The organism is Paracoccus sp. Ld10 (assembly GCF_045064235.1).
Classification (GTDB): Bacteria; Pseudomonadota; Alphaproteobacteria; order Rhodobacterales; family Rhodobacteraceae; genus Paracoccus.
The window spans coordinates 48,370-64,622 of sequence record NZ_JBISHD010000003.1 but is presented as its reverse complement, the minus strand read 5'-3'; the positions used below and the strand labels follow the sequence as shown (position 1 = coordinate 64,622).

Sequence of the window (16,253 nt, the reverse complement as noted above, 5' to 3'; positions counted from 1 at the left end):
GTGTCAGCCGCGCAGGGCCGACGCGGTGCGGGCACGATCCTCGATCGCCTGCCAGTTGCCGGCGGCCATGTCCGCGTCGGTCACGATCCAGCTGCCGCCGACACAGATCACGTTGGGCAGGGACAGATAGTTGGCCGCGTTCTGAGGCGTCACGCCGCCTGTGGGGCAAAAGCTAATGCGGGGCAGGGGGCCTGCCAGCGATTTCAGCGCAGGCGCGCCGCCCACGGCCTCGGCCGGAAAGAACTTCAGCATGTCAAAGCCCGCGTCGGCTGCGGACATGACCTCGGATGCGGTGACGACGCCGGGCAGCAACGGCAGCTCCAGCTCTTCGCAGGCCGCAATCAGGCGGTCTGTCAGGCCGGGGGATACAGCAAAGCTGGCGCCCGCGTCCTTGGCGCGCTTGGCGTCGTCGGGGGTCAGCACGGTTCCGGCGCCGACATGGCCGCCGTCCACGCGGCTCATGGCGCGGATCGCGTCCAGTGCCGCGTCCGAGCGCAGCGTGACCTCCAGCACCGGCAGGCCGCCGGTGACCAGCGCGCGTGCCAGCGCCTCGGCATGGGCGGCGTCCTTGATGACGATGACCGGGATCACCGGGGCCAGCTGGCACAGGGATTTCGTCTGCCGGGACTGATCTTGGGGGGTCATGGCGAGCCTATTGATAATGAATGGATGTGGCGCGAACCTGAACCCAAAGCCCGGCCCGATGCAAGGGCGCGCCAATGCCGATCGCAGGGCCATCTGCAGGAATGCCACAGCGAAACCGCTTGCGTTTCGCCCGCACAAGGGCTATCGCGCGCCTACTTCACAGGCAGGGGAGGGCCTTGCGGGACATATCCGCAAAGGTCCACCGGTTGGGGCATCCGCCCTGAGACCCCCTGCCAAGGCGCAAACCGGAAAGGAACTCCTCATGGCGCTTCCCGAATTCTCGCTGCGTCAGCTTCTTGAAGCTGGCGTTCACTATGGTCACCAGACCCAACGCTGGAACCCCCGCATGGGCGAGTTCATCTATGGTGACCGCAACGGCATCCACATCCTGGACCTGACCCAGACGCTGCCGATGCTGGATGCAGCCCTGCAGGTCGTGCGCGACACCGTTGCCAAAGGCGGCCGCGTGCTGTTCGTCGGCACCAAGCGTCAGGCACAGCGTTCCATCGCGGAAGCAGCTGAAAAGTCGGCACAGTTCTACATGAACCACCGTTGGCTGGGCGGCACGCTGACCAACTGGAAAACCGTCAGCCAGTCGATCAACCGCCTGAAGGCGATTGATGAGACCATGGCCGGTGGCGCCGAGGGTCTGACCAAGAAAGAGCGCCTGCAGCTGGAGCGCGAGCAGACCAAACTGCAAGCCTCGCTGGGCGGCATCCGCGACATGGGCGGCCTTCCCGACCTGATCTTCGTGATCGACGTCAACAAGGAAGACCTGGCCATCCTGGAAGCCAAGAAGCTGGGCATTCCGGTCGTGGCCGTCGTCGACACCAACTGCTCGCCCGATGGCATCGACTATATCATTCCGGGCAACGACGACGCGGCACGCGCCATCGCGCTGTATTGCGACCTGGTCAGCCGTGCGGCCCTGGACGGCATGACCGCGCACATGGGTGCGTCGGGCGTCGACCTGGGTTCGCTGGCCGATGCGCCGGAAGAGCTGATGGACGAGCCGGCCACCGAAGAGGCCGCAGCCGAGGCCTGATCCGCCCGGAACCACCCATTCATCGGATTGTCGTCAGGCGGGGATATGCCCCGCCTGACGCGTTGAACACATAGGAGATGGACATGGCAATCACCGCAGCGATGGTGAAGGAACTGCGCGAGACCACCGGCGCAGGCATGATGGACGCCAAGAAGGCCCTGACCGAAACCGACGGCAACATGGAAGCGGCCATTGACTGGCTGCGCACCAAGGGTCTGGCGAAAGCCGCCAAGAAGGCCGATCGCGTCGCCGCCGAGGGTCTGGTGGGCGTGCAGGTTTCGGGTGGCCGCGGCGTGGCCGTCGAGGTCAATTCGGAAACCGATTTCGTCGCCAAGAACGCCGATTTCCAGCAGCTGGTCCGTGACATCACCGGTGTCGCACTGAATGGTGCGGACGAAATCGAGGCGCTCAAGGCGGCCGATCTGGGCGGCAAGCCTGTCGCGGACGTCGTGACCGGCGCCATCGCCCGCATCGGCGAAAACCTGACCCTGCGCCGCGTGCAGGTCCTGGAAGGCGAGACCGTCGTGTCCTATGTGCACAACGCCGCTTCCGATGGCTTGGGCAAGATCGGCGTGCTGGTTGCGCTGTCGGGTCCGGCGGACAAGGCACAGACCGTGGGCAAGCAGTTCGCCATGCACATCGCGGCGACGAACCCGGTGTCGCTGTCCGAGGCGACCATGGACCCCACCGCGCTGGAGCGCGAGCTGCAGGTTCAGACCGCCAAGGCGCTGGAAGAGAATGCCTCTTCGGCCAAGCCGAAGCCCGAGAACGTGATCCAGAACAACATCATCCCGGGCCGGATGAAGAAGTTCGTGGCCGAGAATACGTTGATGGGCCAGGCGTTCGTGATGAACCCCGATCTGACGGTCGAGCAGGCCGCGGCAGAAGCCGGCGTCCAGATCACGGGCTATGCCCGCGTCATGGTCGGCGAAGGCATCGAAAAGAAGGAAGAGGATTTCGCAGCCGAGGTCGCCAAGACCCTCAGCGGCGCCTGATCTTTTGACGATGCAATGACACGGATGCCGGCCCCTATGGCCGGCATTTCGCGTTTCGGGTGTCTGGTGACGACGTCCGGCCAAGGCAACCCAGCCGGACGCCGCCCGTTCCTGACACTTGCGTGTCACCACTCACGGAACGCGGTGATGTGACGCGGTTTCACCGTCGGTGGAAACGGTGGAAAACCCTACCTCTTGCCGCCCAACGTCAGCGAGGCCTCAGCGGGCTGGAACAGCTGATGCGTCACGTGGGCCTTGAGGACGGCCTGCGGCGTGGTTTCGACCCCCAGGGCTTCGCGTGCCAGACGCATGTGCTTTTCCACCGTGGCGGCGGTGATGCCCAGAATCACCGCGATCTCGCCCACGGTCTTGCCCGCGGAACGCCATCCCAGAACCTCGCGCTGGCGCGGGGTCAGGGTGACCTTGGGCAGGTTGCGCTGCATCGTGGCGATGCGCATGTGCATCACCCAGGCCAGCACACGCACCTCGCGCCCTGACCGTGTCCAGCAATCGCGCAGGTGGTCAGCGTCTGCGCCGGGATGCGGCGCGACCACGACCGCACCTACGCTGTGCAGCACCTTGTCACGAAGGCTGATGATCCGTGCATGGCCTAATCCGTGGCTCGCCGCCAACGCCAGTGAACGGGACGGTCCAAAAAGATCCTGCAGATCCTGCGCCGCGATATCGCCGTCATTGTTGCGCACCCATTCCACCCACGTGTCCTGATCCAGGTCCCGCAATTTCTGGGCCTGTTCAATCAGTTCGGTCGGCAGATTGCTGAAGACGACTGGGTTGTCGCGCAGCAGCACCTTTGGCACCGTCAGCATGAAACGTGCGGCGTAAAAGAAATGGTCGAACCCCAGATGTCCGACCGCCCTTAGAAATACGGCGCGGATGTCGGGAATGGTGGGGGCGTCCAGAAGTTGCTCTATGAAACCTGATAACATCTATTTTAAAACTCAATTCTTTCTCAAAGGTGCATAGGACTGCGCAGCGCGTCAATTGCCAAGAGCTAATGTCGTGAACGCAATCAGCGGCCCTTGGATCCCCGGGGCGCGTGGAGGACGGGTCGGGGATGCTGGACGCGTGGACGCCGGCATGCGAAGGATGCCGGACATCCCGTTCTCTTTCCAACGCACAGATTGCCTGCAATGCCCTTTATCATCGCCATCGACGGACCCGCCGCATCGGGCAAGGGCACCATCGCCCGCGCCCTGACCGACCGATTCGGATTTCATCACCTGGATACCGGGTTGTTGTATCGCGCGACGGGTGCGAAGGGCGGCGATCCGGTCGCCGCTGCGCAGACGCTGAATGCGGATGACCTGGCCCGGCCTGACCTGCGCAGTGCGGAGGCGGGGCAGGCCGCAAGCCGGATCGCGGCGATAGCCGAGGTGCGTGCCGCGCTGGTCGCGTTCCAGCACCGCTTTGCCGCGCAGGAACCGGGCGCCGTGCTGGACGGGCGCGATATCGGCACGGTGATCTGCCCTGACGCGGCGGTCAAGCTGTACGTGGTCGCGTCCGACGAGGTGCGGGCGGCGCGGCGTGCCGCTGAACTGGGCGCGGATGCCGCCGAAATGCTGGCGCAACTGCGCGAGCGCGATATGCGCGACAGCCAACGTGCGGCCGCACCGCTGCGCCGCGCGGCGGATGCGGTCGTGCTGGATACCAGCATGCTGAGCATCGATGATGCGGTGGCGCGTGCCGTGGCCGAGGTCCTGCGCGTCCGCGGTCAATAGGGGGGCTGCCGTCCTGTCTCTGGGCCCGCCTCCGCGCGTATTCAGGCCAATCAGCGCTCAGGGGGCGATGATCTCGAATTTGTTGACGTCGACCATGCCGCGATCGGTGATCTTGAGCGCGGGAATGACCGGCAGGGCTAGAAAGGCCAGTTGCAGGAATGGCTCTTCCAACGTGGTGCCCAGTGTGCGGGCCGCGGCGCGCAGGGCGATCAGCGTGTCACGGACGGTCTCGAACGGGTCGAGGCTCATCAACCCCGCGACGGGCAGGGGCAGTTCCGCCAGAATCTGGCCGTCAAAGGCCACGACAAAGCCCCCCTCCAGGTCGGTCAGACGGTTGGCGGCCAGCGCCATGTCCGCATAATCCACGCCGACGACCGCGATGTTATGGTGGTCGTGGCACAGCGTCGAGGCGATGGCCCCCCGTTCCAGCCCGAACCCCTGCACAAAGCCTGTGGCGATGTTGCCGTTCTTGCCGTGCCGTTCGATGACCGCGATGCGGGACAGGTCGCGGGACGGATCGGGGCGTTTGTCGCCGTCCTGGGGTGGAATGTTGATGGTCAGGTGTTCGGTGATAATCTTGCCTTCCAGGATGCCGATCACCGGGGTTTCCGTCCGGTTGCCGGTGCAGCGGAAATGCTGCGCGGCGACCTTTGGCGCATTGACCGACGCTCGCCCGACAGGGGCCACCGTGTTGCGCGCGGCAAAGGCCGCGTCATCCACGACCCGTCCGCCTGTCAGCACCAGTTGCGCGTGGCACCCCTCCAGGCTGTCGATGGCCACGATGTCGGCGCGCAGGCCCGGCGCGATCAGCCCGCGATCCTTGAGGCCGAACGCCTCGGCCGCGGACAGGGACGCGGCGCGATAGGCCGCCAGCGGCGTGGTGCCAAGCGCGATCAGGCGGCGGATCATATAGTCCAGGTGCCCGTGTTCGCCGATGTCCAGCGGGTTGCGGTCGTCGGTGCACAGGCACAGGTATGCGCTGGTCGCGTCGGTCAGGATCGGTTGCAGGGCATCCAGATCCTTGCTGACCGAACCTTCGCGGATCAGCACGCGCATACCCTTGCGCAGCTTTTCCAGTGCCTCTTCGGCGGTCGTGGCCTCGTGTTCGGTGCGGATGCCGGCGGCGATATAGGCGTTCAGGTCCAGGCCCGACAACTGCGGGCAGTGGCCGTCGACATGGCCGCCCTTGAACAGGCGCAGCTTGGCCATCGCGCCCGGATCACGGTGGATGATGCCGGGATAGTTCATGAACTCGGCCAGCCCGATGGCCGAGCGGTGGCCCATGACCTGCGCCAGATCGTCCGCGTCGATCCGCGCGCCCGACGTCTCCATCTCGGTCGACGGTACGCAGGAGGACAGCTGGACCCTAAGGTCCATCAGCAGGTGTTCGGACGCCTGCTGAAAATAGCGGATGCCGTCCAGTCCGATGACGTTGGCGATCTCGTGCGGGTCGCAGATGGCGGTGGTGACGCCGCGCGGCGTCACGCAGCGATCGAATTCGAAGGGCGTGACCAGGCTGCTTTCGACATGCAGATGCGTGTCGATGAAGCCCGGCACCAGCACCAGGCCGGTGACGTCGATCACCCGGTCGCCGTCGTAATCGCCGATGCCCGCGATCCGATCGCCGCAGATGGCCACGTCGCCCGGCATCATCGTGCCCGTCATCAGGTCGAACACCCGGCCGCCGCGCAGGATCAGGTCGGCGGGACGGTCCCCGCGGGCCACGGCTATGCGGCGTTCCAGATCGTCCATCGGTGTCTCCTGTCCGTTTGCGGTACCAAACCCCAAAGACGGCAGGAAATCCAGTGGTCGCCTCAGGGGTTCCAGCGCAGGAAGTTCGCGATCAGGCGCAGGCCCACGGCTTGGGATTTTTCCGGGTGGAACTGGGTGCCGATGATGTTGTCGCGCCCGACCACCGCCGTGACCGGGCCGCCATAATCGACATGGGCCAGCAGATGCGCGGGGTCGGTCACCTGGAACTGCCAGCTGTGCACGAAATAGGCGTGGTCGCCTGTGACGATCCCCTCCATCACGGGGTGGGGGTGGTCGACGACCAGATCGTTCCAGCCCATATGCGGCACCTTGAGGCCGGGGGCGGCGATGGCGCGGATCTCTCCGCCGATCCAGTTCAGGCCGGGGGTCTGGCGGTATTCGTGACCGGTCGTCGCCAGCATCTGCATGCCGACGCAGATGCCCATGAAGGGAACACCGCGGGTGATCACCGCATCCTGGATCGCCTCGGCCATGCCGTCCACCTCGCCCAGGGCGGTGCGGCAGGCGGGGAATGCCCCGTCGCCGGGCAGCACGATCCGGTCGGCGCGCGCGGCCACGTCGGGGTCGGATGTCACGACCACCTCGGCGCCCGCGTCGCGGCCCATCAGCTGGAACGCCTTTTCGGCCGAATGCAGGTTGCCGCTGTCGTAATCGACCAGCGCGACCCGCATCACAACGCCCCCTTGGTCGAGGGCAGAACGCCCGCCATGCGCGGGTCAGGCTCGACCGCCTCGCGCAGCGCACGGGCCACGGCCTTGAACGCGGCCTCGGCGATGTGGTGGCTGTTCAACCCGTGGATGCGGTCGACATGCAGGGTGATGCCACCATGCGTCGACAGCGCCTGAAAGAACTCGCGCACCAGTTCGGTGTCAAAGGTGCCGATCTTTTCGGACGGGAAATCGACGTTCCAGACCAGATAGGGGCGCGCCGACAGATCCAGCGCGGCGCGGATCAGCGAATCGTCCATCGCCAGCAGAAAGCTGCCGTAACGGCGGATGCCCTTTTTGTCGCCAAGCGCCGCGACCAGGGCCTGGCCGATGGCAATGCCCGTGTCCTCGACCGTGTGGTGGTCGTCGATATGCAGGTCGCCGTCGGCACGGATGGTCATGTCGATCAGCGAATGCCGCGACAGCTGGTCCAGCATGTGATCAAAGAACCCCACGCCGGTGCGGTTGTCATAGACCCCGGTGCCGTCGAGGTTCAGCGTCACCTCGATGCTGGTTTCCGAGGTCTTGCGGGTGATGGTCGCCTGGCGCATGGGATGTCCTTCCTGTCACCGCGCCTTATAGGCGCGGCGCGCGGATCAGCCAAGATGCACTTGGCCTGTGGGGTAACGCACGCGCGGCACCATGCGCGTGGCCAGAAAGAACCCCAAGGTCAGCGGCCCGACCCGGCCCAGAAACATCACCACCATGATGACCGCCCGTCCGAAATCCGACAGTTCCGGCGTATAGGCGAGCGACAGCCCGACCGTGCCAAAGGCAGACGACACTTCGAACGCGATATCGACGAAATCGTCCCCTTCGCTGATCAGCAACAGAAAGATCGCGGTGACGATGACGGCCGATGCCATCGCCATCAGCGCCATCGCCTTCAGCACGTCGCCAAGCGGGATGGACCGTCCGAACCCCGTCACCTCGGTCCGGCGGCGCAGAAAAGCCCAGGTCGCCAGCAGCATGACAAAGACGGTCGTGACCTTCAGCCCGCCCCCGGTCGATGTCGGACCCGCGCCGATGATCATCAGGATCATGTACAGAAACGAGGTCGAATCCTCCAACCCCGCGATGTCGGTCGAATTGAACCCGGCGGTGCGGGTGGTCACGCCCTGGAACCACGCGACGGTCAGGCGGGCGGTGATGCTGTCATATTGCGCCAGCGTGCGCGGGTTGTCCCATTCCAGGATTGCGGTCATGGCCACGCCGCCGACGATCAGGACCGCGGTGCCGACCATCATCATCCGCGTATGCAGCGACCAGCCGCGCCAGAACGCGCGCTGGTACAGATCGGCGATGACGACGTATCCGATGCCCCCCGCGATGAACAGGACCGGGATCACGACGTTCACCACCGGGTCCAGCGCGTACCCCGTCAGCCCCGGCGAAAACGTCGAAAAGCCCGCGTTGTTGAACGCCGAGACGGAGTGAAAGATCGCGTGCCACAGCCCCGGTCCCAGGCCATGATGCGGCATGAAGGACAGGCACAGCAGCATCGCGCCCGCCACCTCGGCCATGACCACGATGCGCAGGATCGTCCAGACCAGTCGCGTCAGCTTGACATAGGATGTCTGGTTCAGGTCCTCGCGCAGATAGGTTCCTTGGGTGATGCCCAGGGGACGACCCAGGGCGGACCAGATCAACACCGCGAATGTCATCAGGCCCAGCCCGCCCATCTGGATCAGCACCGCGATGACCAGCTCTCCCCAGAACGCAAAGACCAGTTCGGTGTCGACCACGTTCAGCCCCGTCACCGTCACCGCCGAGGTCGCGGTGAACAGCGCGTCCGACAGCGTGATCGGCACATGCGTCATGGGCGGCAGCATCAGCAGCAGCCCGCCCACGGTGATCAGCGTCAGATAGCCCACCGCCAGCACCGCGGGTGGCGGCGTGCGTGCCAGCCAACGGCGCAGGGCCGTGGGACGGGGGCGTTTCACAGCCGGTCGCCAAAGCTGGTCAGATCGACCCGTTTGCCCAGCAGCAGCAGGCGGTCGTTGGCCTGCAGGACCGGGTCGTCGCCGCGAATGTCGCGATATTCGGTGCCGCGCATCATGCCCAGGATCTCGATTCCCGGGCCGGGGTTCAGCTGCGACAGGGTCCGGCCCGACAGGCGGTGCGGGATCATCAGGTTCACCACCGAATAGCCGTTGCCCAAACTGACATAGTCCTGGACCGCCGGGTTGTTCAGCATCTGCGCGGTGTGGCGGCCCATCTCCAGCCCCGGCATGACGACGCGGTCGGCGCCGATCTTGGACAGGATGCGGTGATGGGTGCGGTTGTCGGCCTTGGCCCAGACCGTGCCCACCCCCACCAGCCGCAGGTTCATCGCGGCGATCACGTTACTTTCCAGGTTGTTGCCGATCGACACCAGCCCCACGTCATAGCGGTCGACACCAGCCTCGCGCAGCGCGCCTTCGTCGGTGGCGTCCAGGATCAGCGATGCGGGCAGTTGTTCGGCCAGCGCCGCGACACGGCGCGGATCCTTGTCGATGCCCATGACCTGGTTGCCAAAGCGCGCCAGTTCCGCGGCTACGACACTGCCGAACGCGCCCAGCCCGATGACGACAAAGCTGCGACTCACTTTTCCCATTGGGGTCTCCGTCAGGGCGCAAAGCGCGAATGCTTTGTCCCGGTCGAGGACAAAGTCAACGGAGGGAACGCCTGTGGTGCAGGGAACCAGATGCCGGACAGTGGCCTTTCTGACCGAAATGTGAGAAAGAGTGAGCCTCCGCGGCGGATTTCCGCCAAGGGTCCAAGGACCTGCCACCCGATCGAGACCAAATCTGAAAGGGACAGATGTCACAGACACCACCGAAAGGTCCGGGAACGCCGGGCACACCCCGCGACCGGACGCGCGAACAGGACGCGCTGAGCGGACGTTACCCGCCCCTGACGCCCAAGGCCCCGCCACCAAAGGCGGAGCCCGCACCCGATGACGGCATCGAGCCGCTGCCCGAGCCGGAGGGCCCGACAGAGATCATCGAGACCGACTATACCATCGGTCAGGACAATATCGAACATCAGGGCAAGCTGCCCTTTGACATCCATAACCCGGTCTTTGGCATCTCTGCCGCGGCGGTGGTGATCTTTACGGTCGTCACGCTGATGTTTCCGGGCCAACTGGAGCCGATCTTCGGGGGCATCCGCAACGCGCTGACGTCCAACCTCGACTGGTTCTTCATGCTGGCCGGCAACGTGTTCGTGCTGTTGTGCCTGGCGCTGATCGTGTCGCCGCTTGGCCGGATCCGTCTTGGCGGACCCGATGCCACGCCCGATTTCAGCCTGACCGGCTGGTTTGCGATGCTGTTTGCGGCGGGCATGGGCATCGGGCTGATGTTCTATGGGGTCAGCGAGCCGCTGGGCCATTTCCAGGCCGCGTTGGGCGGCACCGTCACCGAAGGCGGCGTGCGTACCGACTGGGCACCGCTGGGCGCGGCCCTGGACGACCCCGAGGCCGCGCGCCGCATCGGCATGGCCGCGACGATCTTTCACTGGGGTCTGCACCCTTGGGCGATCTATGCGGTCGTGGCGCTGGCGCTGGGGCTCTTCGCCTATAACAAGGGGCTGCCGCTGACGTTGCGGTCGGTCTTCTATCCGATCTTTGGCGAACGCATCTGGGGTTGGCCGGGCCATGTCATCGACATCCTGGCCGTGCTGGCCACAATCTTTGGTCTGGCGACGTCGCTGGGTCTTGGTGCAGAACAGGCGATGGCCGGGCTGGCCTATCTGTTCGATTTTCAGAACAACAGCATCAACAAGATCGTCCTGATCGTCGGCATCACGTTCGTCGCGGGCGCGTCCGTCATGCTGGGCGTCGAAAAGGGCGTCAAGCGCCTGTCCGAACTGAACATGGTCCTGGCCATCGTGCTGCTGGCCTTTGTCATCGCGGTTGGGCCGACCCTGACCATCCTGGGCGGCTTCTTCAGCAACCTTGGCGCCTATGGGGCCGAACTGATCCCGCTGTCGAACCCCTTCGGCCGCACGGACGACAACTTCCGCCAGGGCTGGACCGCATTTTATTGGGCGTGGTGGATCAGCTGGTCACCCTTTGTGGGGATGTTCATCGCCCGCGTCAGCCGCGGCCGCACCGTGCGGCAGTTCCTGATCGCGGTGCTGATCGTGCCTTCGCTGATCTCGATCCTGTGGATGACGGCGCTTGGCGGCACCGCGATCGACATGACCGTCAGCGGGTTCGCCGGCATCCTGGACGCCCCGCTGGAGCTGGAGCTGTTCACCATGCTGGGGCAGCTGCCGCTGGCCTCCATCACCTCGCTGGTGGGGATCGTTCTGGTGATCGTGTTCTTTGTGACCTCGTCGGACAGCGGATCGCTGGTGATCGACACGATCGCGGCGGGCGGCAAGATCAACGCCCCCGTCCCGCAGCGCATCTTTTGGGTCGCCATCGAGGGGGCGGTCGCGATCGCCCTGCTGATGGGTGGTGGTCTGGTCGCACTGCAGGCCATGGCCGTGTCCACGGGCTTTCCCTTTGCCATCGTGCTGTTGGGGGCGTGCTATGCGCTGGTCAAGGGCCTGATCGCCGAGCATCGAGAGCTGCGCTGAACCCATGTGATCAACGAACGGGCGGGTTTTCCCGCCCGTTCTTGTCTTACGGGGCCTGCAATGCGAAAACGTCTGACAGACGCCACCAAAGGACCCGCGCAATGAGCGACATCACTGCCAGCGAACGCAGGCTGCGCGCCGCGCTTGACCGGATGGACAAGATGCTTGACGCGGCCCCGCGTCCTGCCGATCCGACACCCCCTGCGACCGTGGCCGCCGAAGACGGCGTTCTGGCCGATCTGCAGGCCCGTCTGGACGCCGCGACCGAACAGGCCGCCGACCTGTCCGCCGCCAACGAAGCACTGATCACCGCCAACCACGACCTGTTGGACGCGCAGGCGACCGGGGGCATCGGTGCCGATGAACAGATGGCCGCGCTGCAGGCCGAACTGTCCGCCCTGCGCGCCGCCCGCGCCGCCGAGATGGCGCAGATGAGCGAGATCATGGCAGAGCTGGAGCGCCTGCTGGCCGACGAACCACCCATCCTGGACGGCACCGTGCCGGACGAGGCCGGGGGCGATGCGGGCGGTCTGCCCGAGGATCTGTCGTCCAACCACGAGGAGCGCTGAGATGGCCGAGGTCGAATTCACCATCGGACACAAGGAATACCGCATCGGCGCCGCCGATGGCGAAGAGCGCCTGTTGCAGCGTGCCGCCGCCGTCCTGGACGGAGAGGCGCGTCAGATCTTGGAACAGGCCGGGCGCGTCCCCGAACCGCGGTTGTTGTTGCTGGCGGGGCTGATGCTGGCCGACCGCTTTGCCACGCTGGAGGATCGCGCCGAAAAGGCCGAGCGCCATGTGAACAGGCTTCAGCAGAACCCGCCCCGCGTCGAGGTTCCCGTGATCCCCGCCGACCTGCGCGAGGCGATGGCCGAACTGGCCGCCCGTGCCGAATCACTTGCCGATCGGCTGGAGGAACAGCAGCAGGGTTAACCTGCCATTAATCCCGGCGTGTGATAATGGGGGCATGATGCGCATGACCGCCCCCCTTGTCCTGATGCTGGCCCTGTCGGGCTGTACCACCCCGTCGCCGGGTTTTCTGGCCGCAGCGCGCCAGGACGTCACGGTTCAGGGGATGCGCTTTGCCGTCTATCCCCGCGGAACCGAGGCACAGGTGATTCGCCTTGATCGGCTGCACCGCGCCGATCGCGGGCGCGTTCCCGACATGATGATGACTGCCGCGGCACAGGCCACGGGATGCCGTCCCATACCCAACAGCCTGACGCCGCAGGGCGGGCCGAATTCGGCCGTGGTCATGGTCGATCTGCGCTGCTAGGGGCGGCGCGTACTGCATGGACAGATTGCCGCCATGCCGGGCCCTGTGCGGGACACAACGCTGCGCCAACGGTCGCGGTCGATGCTCTGCGGGACGATCGATGATGATCCTGACCGCCGTGCGAACCGGTTCAAATCATGTCCGGCAGCAGCACGGACTGTTCCGGGGATCGCATGTCGATACGGCAGGCGCCGCAAGGTCCGTTTCCTTGCGATCACGCACGCGCAGCGGTTCCCTATGACTCTTCGCTGCCGTCCCCCAGGAAGCTGACCAGCGTTTCCGCCACGGCCTCGGGGGCATCCGCATGCAGCCAGTGACTGGCGTCCTTCAGCGTAACGACGCGCACCTGCGGGAAATGCGTGCGCAGGGCGGTTTCTCTGTCATCGTCGACGTAATCGGACAGGGCGCCGCGCAGGGCCATGACCTTGCCGGGAAAACTGCCCTGCGGCAAGTCCGCGGGCCAGCCCACGATCTGCGGCATGGCCGCGCGCAAGGCGGACAGATTCAGCGTCCATGCAGGCGGCGCGGCCTTCAGGTCCAGGTTCTGCAACAGAAAGGCCCGCACACCCGGATCGGGTACTCCATCCGCCATCGCCGCATCGGCCTGGCTGCGGCGGCTGATCGCGGACAGGTCCAGCGCCTCCATCGCGTCGATGTGGCGGGTCTGGTCGTGGTCATAGGCGAGAGGCGCGATGTCCATGACGACCAGCCGCCGCACCAGCTCTGGCCGCGTCAGGGCCAGAGCCATGGCGGCCTTGCCGCCCATCGAATGGCCGACCACGTCCGCCCGTCCACCCAGATCGCCGATCAGATCGGCCAGATCGCCCGCCAGCGCGGAATAGCCGGCGTCCATGTCCCAGGGGCTGTCGCCATGATTGCGCAGATCGACGGTGACCACGCGGCGCGTCTGCGCCAGCCTGCGGGCCTGCGCGCCCAGGTTGCGGCCCTGGCCGTACAGTCCATGCACCAGCAGGACGGGAAGGGCGCCCTGAGGGCCCGCGACGGTGTGATTCAGCTTCATGACGCCAGCTTACGGCGTCTGGCGCGCGGCTTCCATCCCGTCTATCCTGTCGCCATGATGCGCAAGGATCACAGTTTTCAGGACATCCCCGCCATGGCCGATCAGATCGCGGTCCTGATCGCGTCGCGGTTCGGTGGCGCACGGCGTGGTGAACGCCCGCCGCTGCACGTGATGCTGCGCCGCCGGGGCGGTGCGCTGCCTGCGGGCCTTCGCCGCCGCGCCGCCCGCCTGGCAGAGGCCGACCGCATGTCCGCCCAGCCAAAGGTCGCGCGACAGCTGCCCACTGACCGTCTGGCGCGCGATCACGCGGCGCTGAGCGCGCATCTGCGCCCGTTGGGCGAGATCACGCGCTGGCAGGGCAGGGCCGTCAGCTTTGGCGCAGCGGTCGCGTTCGGGGTGTTGATCGTGACCGCATTGGCGATATGGGTCGCGGTGCAGCGCGGATTGTTGTGACCCATTGCATATGATGCAATGCCGATCTGCCGGTGTGGGGCTTGCCAAACACGGCCCAAGCTGGTGTGAGGAACTGACCCCCGGCCCAGGAACACCCCATGACCTCGACCCCTGATTATCGCGCCGCGATCCTGGCGCTGGCGCTTGGCGCCTTTGCCATCGGCACGTCGGAATTCGCGGCGATGGGGCTGCTGCCTTATTTCGCCGCCGACCTGGCCCTGACCGAACCGCAGGCAGGCCATGTCATCAGCGCCTATGCGCTTGGGGTGGTGGTGGGTGCACCGGTCACGGCGATGCTGGGCGCGCGTCTGCCGCGCAGACGCTATCTGGCGGCACTGATGGCGTTCTATGGGGTGGTGAACCTGCTGGCGGCCTTCATGCCGGGTCTGGCGGCGCTGGTCGGCGTGCGTTTCTTGGCTGGCCTGCCGCATGGCGGGTTTCTGGGCGTGGCGATGCTGTATGCGGCCGACGCGCTGCCCGCGGGTCAGCGGGCGCGCGGCGCGGCACGCGTCCTTCTGGGCCTGACGGTCGCCAATATCGTGGGTGTACCGCTGGCGGGTTGGATGGGCCAGGGCATCGGCTGGCGGTGGGGGTTCGCGTTGCCCGGCGTGATTGCGCTGTTGTCGGCCTGGTTGATCCTGCGCGTGGCGCCCCGCGTGGGCGGCAACCCCGACGCCCGCCCCTGGGACGAACTGGCGGCCCTGCGCAACCCGCGCGTCCTGTGGGTGCTGGCGGTGGGGGCCATCGGGTTCGGCGGGCTGTTCGCGGTCTATGCCTTTCTGACGGCGGCGATCCTGGCCACGACCGACGCGCCGGGATACGTCATTCCGCTGACGCTGGCTGTGTTCGGCATCGGCGGCACGCTTGGGACCTGGGGCGCCGGACGCCTGACCGAAATTCTGGGCATTGACCGCGCGGCATTCGCCAGCCTGGCCGCGATGGCCGCGACCCAGGGCTTTGCCGCGCTGGCCGTGGGTAACTGGCCGCTGATGGTGCTGTCGTCGTTCCTGATCGCGGCCGGCGCGGGTCTGGTCATTCCGCTGCAGACGCGGCTGATGGACGTCGCAGGCTCGGCGCAGAACATGGCGGCGGCGATGAACCACGCGGCCTTCAACGCGGCCAACGCGCTTGGGCCGTTCCTGGCCGGGATGGCGCTGGCGGCGGGCTGGGGTTGGCGGGCGCCGGGGCTGGTCGGTGTGGCGCTTACGGCTGCGGGGGCCGTCGTTCTGGCGCTGGCTGTTCGACAGGAACGGAAAGCACCGGGGGCGGCAACGACCGCAGGATGACCTGCCGGGAGGTCGACGCGAACTCGCGCCGCCACGTGACCCACAACACGATCGCCGTGCCCAGCATCAGCGTCCATGCCCCGGTCAGCCAGCCAAGCGCGCCAAGCGCGAAATAGACGCTGCGCAGCCCGGCATTGAAGCTGCGGGCGGCGGTGATGTTCAGGTCGGCTGCCTGCATGGCGCGGTCCATCGCCTCGGGGTGGTCGGCCCGGTTGGGGACCGCCGCCATCATGACCGCGCAATAGCCGAACAGCCGGTGCGCCCAGACGAATTTCAGAAACGCGTTCACCACAAAGAACATCGGCACCAGCAGCCGCAGTTCCCACCCCGTATCCGATGCCGGGTTCAGCTCCAGCCCGCTGGCGACGCTGCGCAGGCGGTCGCCATTGCCGATCAGCGCCAGCAGCCCGCCGGTGGCGATCATGCAGGCGCTGGCAAAGAAGGCCGTTCCTTCGCGCAGGCTGGCCAGGATGTTGCCGTCAAAGATGCGCGGTTCGCGGTCGACGAAATGGCGCATCCATTCGCGGCGATACCGCATCATCAGCACGGACACCGACGGTTGCCCCGCGGGCGGGCGTTCGGTCAACCAACCGATGCCCAGCCATGACGTGAACAGAAAAGCCAGCGCGACCATGTCGCGCAGGGCCAGTGGATGGACGGCAAACTGGTCAAGCAGGTTCATGGCGCGACATTAGGGCCGGACGTCGCGCCTTGAAACCCCCCGCGGCGCGGCATAGCGTGATGCGA

Annotated in this window: 18 protein-coding genes; 9 read left to right on the top strand and 9 right to left on the bottom strand. The window is 66.2% G+C overall.

Going from position 1 to position 16,253, the window contains the following annotated elements; translation table 11 throughout:
* Positions 1 to 3: 3 nt before the first annotated feature.
* Positions 4 to 645: a bifunctional 4-hydroxy-2-oxoglutarate aldolase/2-dehydro-3-deoxy-phosphogluconate aldolase gene (gene eda / locus ACJJVR_RS00900; protein WP_405401478.1), complete on the bottom strand. Its 642-nt coding sequence runs from the start codon at positions 643 to 645 to the stop codon at positions 4 to 6.
* A 262-nt stretch (positions 646 to 907) separates the two neighbouring features.
* On the opposite strand from eda, the gene rpsB reads away from it, so the two are divergent.
* Complete coding sequence (gene rpsB / locus ACJJVR_RS00895; RefSeq protein WP_405401476.1) at positions 908 to 1,690, top strand: 30S ribosomal protein S2; 783 nt, start codon at positions 908 to 910, stop codon at positions 1,688 to 1,690.
* An 83-nt stretch (positions 1,691 to 1,773) separates the two neighbouring features.
* Complete coding sequence (tsf, locus tag ACJJVR_RS00890; protein ID WP_405401474.1) at positions 1,774 to 2,685, top strand: translation elongation factor Ts; 912 nt, start codon at positions 1,774 to 1,776, stop codon at positions 2,683 to 2,685.
* Positions 2,686 to 2,873: 188 nt separating this feature from the next.
* On the opposite strand, the gene ACJJVR_RS00885 is transcribed toward tsf, so the two are convergent.
* On the bottom strand, positions 2,874 to 3,632 hold the full coding sequence (locus ACJJVR_RS00885; RefSeq protein ID WP_405401472.1) for a LuxR C-terminal-related transcriptional regulator: 759 nt from the start codon (positions 3,630 to 3,632) through the stop codon (positions 2,874 to 2,876).
* 204 nt (positions 3,633 to 3,836) lie between these two features.
* On the opposite strand from ACJJVR_RS00885, the gene ACJJVR_RS00880 reads away from it, so the two are divergent.
* Positions 3,837 to 4,424, top strand: a complete 588-nt coding sequence (locus ACJJVR_RS00880) for a (d)CMP kinase (protein WP_405401471.1) — start codon at positions 3,837 to 3,839, stop codon at positions 4,422 to 4,424.
* Between the two features lie 57 nt (positions 4,425 to 4,481).
* Here the strand turns inward: ACJJVR_RS00880 and ade are convergent, their stop codons facing one another.
* From ade to ACJJVR_RS00855, 5 genes are all read right to left on the bottom strand, one after another.
* Positions 4,482 to 6,176, bottom strand: a complete 1,695-nt coding sequence (gene ade / locus ACJJVR_RS00875; protein WP_405401469.1) for an adenine deaminase — start codon at positions 6,174 to 6,176, stop codon at positions 4,482 to 4,484.
* Between the two features lie 62 nt (positions 6,177 to 6,238).
* On the bottom strand, positions 6,239 to 6,868 hold the full coding sequence (gene hisH, locus ACJJVR_RS00870; protein WP_405401467.1) for an imidazole glycerol phosphate synthase subunit HisH: 630 nt from the start codon (positions 6,866 to 6,868) through the stop codon (positions 6,239 to 6,241).
* Positions 6,868 to 7,455, bottom strand: coding sequence for an imidazoleglycerol-phosphate dehydratase HisB (gene hisB, locus ACJJVR_RS00865; protein WP_405401466.1), 588 nt, complete (start codon positions 7,453 to 7,455; stop codon positions 6,868 to 6,870). The genes hisH and hisB overlap by 1 nt, the downstream gene beginning before the upstream one ends.
* Before the next feature lie 45 nt (positions 7,456 to 7,500).
* Positions 7,501 to 8,847, bottom strand: a complete 1,347-nt coding sequence (locus ACJJVR_RS00860; protein WP_405401464.1) for a TrkH family potassium uptake protein — start codon at positions 8,845 to 8,847, stop codon at positions 7,501 to 7,503.
* Entirely contained in the window at positions 8,844 to 9,500 is a 657-nt protein-coding gene (locus tag ACJJVR_RS00855; protein WP_405401462.1) for a potassium channel family protein, read from the bottom strand. Before ACJJVR_RS00855 ends, ACJJVR_RS00860 begins: the two co-directional genes overlap by 4 nt.
* A gap of 206 nt (positions 9,501 to 9,706) precedes the next feature.
* Here ACJJVR_RS00855 and ACJJVR_RS00850 point away from each other — a divergent pair, with 206 nt between their 5' ends.
* The 4 genes from ACJJVR_RS00850 to ACJJVR_RS00835 all read left to right on the top strand — a co-directional run bounded on the left by ACJJVR_RS00850 (position 9,707) and on the right by ACJJVR_RS00835 (position 12,746).
* The gene (locus ACJJVR_RS00850) at positions 9,707 to 11,470 is read left to right on the top strand and encodes a BCCT family transporter (protein WP_405401461.1); all 1,764 of its coding nucleotides are present in this window, start codon (positions 9,707 to 9,709) and stop codon (positions 11,468 to 11,470) included.
* Positions 11,471 to 11,571: 101 nt separating this feature from the next.
* On the top strand, positions 11,572 to 12,039 hold the full coding sequence (locus ACJJVR_RS00845) for a hypothetical protein (RefSeq protein ID WP_405401459.1): 468 nt from the start codon (positions 11,572 to 11,574) through the stop codon (positions 12,037 to 12,039).
* A 1-nt stretch (position 12,040) separates the two neighbouring features.
* Positions 12,041 to 12,403, top strand: coding sequence for a cell division protein ZapA (locus ACJJVR_RS00840; RefSeq protein ID WP_405401457.1), 363 nt, complete (start codon positions 12,041 to 12,043; stop codon positions 12,401 to 12,403).
* A gap of 43 nt (positions 12,404 to 12,446) precedes the next feature.
* Complete coding sequence (locus ACJJVR_RS00835) at positions 12,447 to 12,746, top strand: hypothetical protein (protein ID WP_405401456.1); 300 nt, start codon at positions 12,447 to 12,449, stop codon at positions 12,744 to 12,746.
* A gap of 235 nt (positions 12,747 to 12,981) precedes the next feature.
* Here the strand turns inward: ACJJVR_RS00835 and ACJJVR_RS00830 are convergent, their stop codons facing one another.
* The gene (locus ACJJVR_RS00830; RefSeq protein WP_405401455.1) at positions 12,982 to 13,767 is read right to left on the bottom strand and encodes an alpha/beta fold hydrolase; all 786 of its coding nucleotides are present in this window, start codon (positions 13,765 to 13,767) and stop codon (positions 12,982 to 12,984) included.
* Between ACJJVR_RS00830 and ACJJVR_RS00825 the strand changes: the two genes are divergently transcribed.
* A complete protein-coding gene (locus ACJJVR_RS00825) occupies positions 13,753 to 14,220 on the top strand; it encodes a hypothetical protein (RefSeq protein WP_405401453.1) in 468 nt (155 codons plus the stop codon). The two genes, ACJJVR_RS00830 and ACJJVR_RS00825, sit on opposite strands and share 15 nt — an antisense overlap.
* 98 nt (positions 14,221 to 14,318) lie before the next feature.
* On the top strand, positions 14,319 to 15,506 hold the full coding sequence (locus ACJJVR_RS00820; RefSeq protein WP_405401451.1) for an MFS transporter: 1,188 nt from the start codon (positions 14,319 to 14,321) through the stop codon (positions 15,504 to 15,506).
* On the opposite strand, the gene ACJJVR_RS00815 is transcribed toward ACJJVR_RS00820, so the two are convergent.
* Complete coding sequence (locus ACJJVR_RS00815) at positions 15,424 to 16,188, bottom strand: DUF599 domain-containing protein (protein ID WP_405401449.1); 765 nt, start codon at positions 16,186 to 16,188, stop codon at positions 15,424 to 15,426. The genes ACJJVR_RS00820 and ACJJVR_RS00815 overlap by 83 nt on opposite strands.
* Between the last annotated feature and the right edge of the window lie 65 nt (positions 16,189 to 16,253).

What these genes read in the sequence shown, in the direction of transcription:
- rpsB (WP_405401476.1), top strand. Translation starts at nt 908, where the DNA reads ATGGCGCTTCCCGAATTCTCGCTGCGTCAGCTTCTTGAAGCTGGCGTT.
- ACJJVR_RS00850 (WP_405401461.1), top strand. Translation starts at nt 9,707, where the DNA reads ATGTCACAGACACCACCGAAAGGTCCGGGAACGCCGGGCACACCCCGC.
- ACJJVR_RS00840 (WP_405401457.1), top strand. Translation starts at nt 12,041, where the DNA reads ATGGCCGAGGTCGAATTCACCATCGGACACAAGGAATACCGCATCGGC.
- ACJJVR_RS00815 (WP_405401449.1), bottom strand. Translation starts at nt 16,188, where the DNA reads ATGAACCTGCTTGACCAGTTTGCCGTCCATCCACTGGCCCTGCGCGAC.
- tsf (WP_405401474.1), top strand. Translation starts at nt 1,774, where the DNA reads ATGGCAATCACCGCAGCGATGGTGAAGGAACTGCGCGAGACCACCGGC.
- ACJJVR_RS00880 (WP_405401471.1), top strand. Translation starts at nt 3,837, where the DNA reads ATGCCCTTTATCATCGCCATCGACGGACCCGCCGCATCGGGCAAGGGC.
- hisB (WP_405401466.1), bottom strand. Translation starts at nt 7,455, where the DNA reads ATGCGCCAGGCGACCATCACCCGCAAGACCTCGGAAACCAGCATCGAG.
- ACJJVR_RS00835 (WP_405401456.1), top strand. Translation starts at nt 12,447, where the DNA reads ATGACCGCCCCCCTTGTCCTGATGCTGGCCCTGTCGGGCTGTACCACC.
- ade (WP_405401469.1), bottom strand. Translation starts at nt 6,176, where the DNA reads ATGGACGATCTGGAACGCCGCATAGCCGTGGCCCGCGGGGACCGTCCC.
- ACJJVR_RS00855 (WP_405401462.1), bottom strand. Translation starts at nt 9,500, where the DNA reads ATGGGAAAAGTGAGTCGCAGCTTTGTCGTCATCGGGCTGGGCGCGTTC.
- ACJJVR_RS00830 (WP_405401455.1), bottom strand. Translation starts at nt 13,767, where the DNA reads ATGAAGCTGAATCACACCGTCGCGGGCCCTCAGGGCGCCCTTCCCGTC.
- ACJJVR_RS00820 (WP_405401451.1), top strand. Translation starts at nt 14,319, where the DNA reads ATGACCTCGACCCCTGATTATCGCGCCGCGATCCTGGCGCTGGCGCTT.
- hisH (WP_405401467.1), bottom strand. Translation starts at nt 6,868, where the DNA reads ATGCGGGTCGCGCTGGTCGATTACGACAGCGGCAACCTGCATTCGGCC.
- ACJJVR_RS00845 (WP_405401459.1), top strand. Translation starts at nt 11,572, where the DNA reads ATGAGCGACATCACTGCCAGCGAACGCAGGCTGCGCGCCGCGCTTGAC.
- eda (WP_405401478.1), bottom strand. Translation starts at nt 645, where the DNA reads ATGACCCCCCAAGATCAGTCCCGGCAGACGAAATCCCTGTGCCAGCTG.
- ACJJVR_RS00885 (WP_405401472.1), bottom strand. Translation starts at nt 3,632, where the DNA reads ATGTTATCAGGTTTCATAGAGCAACTTCTGGACGCCCCCACCATTCCC.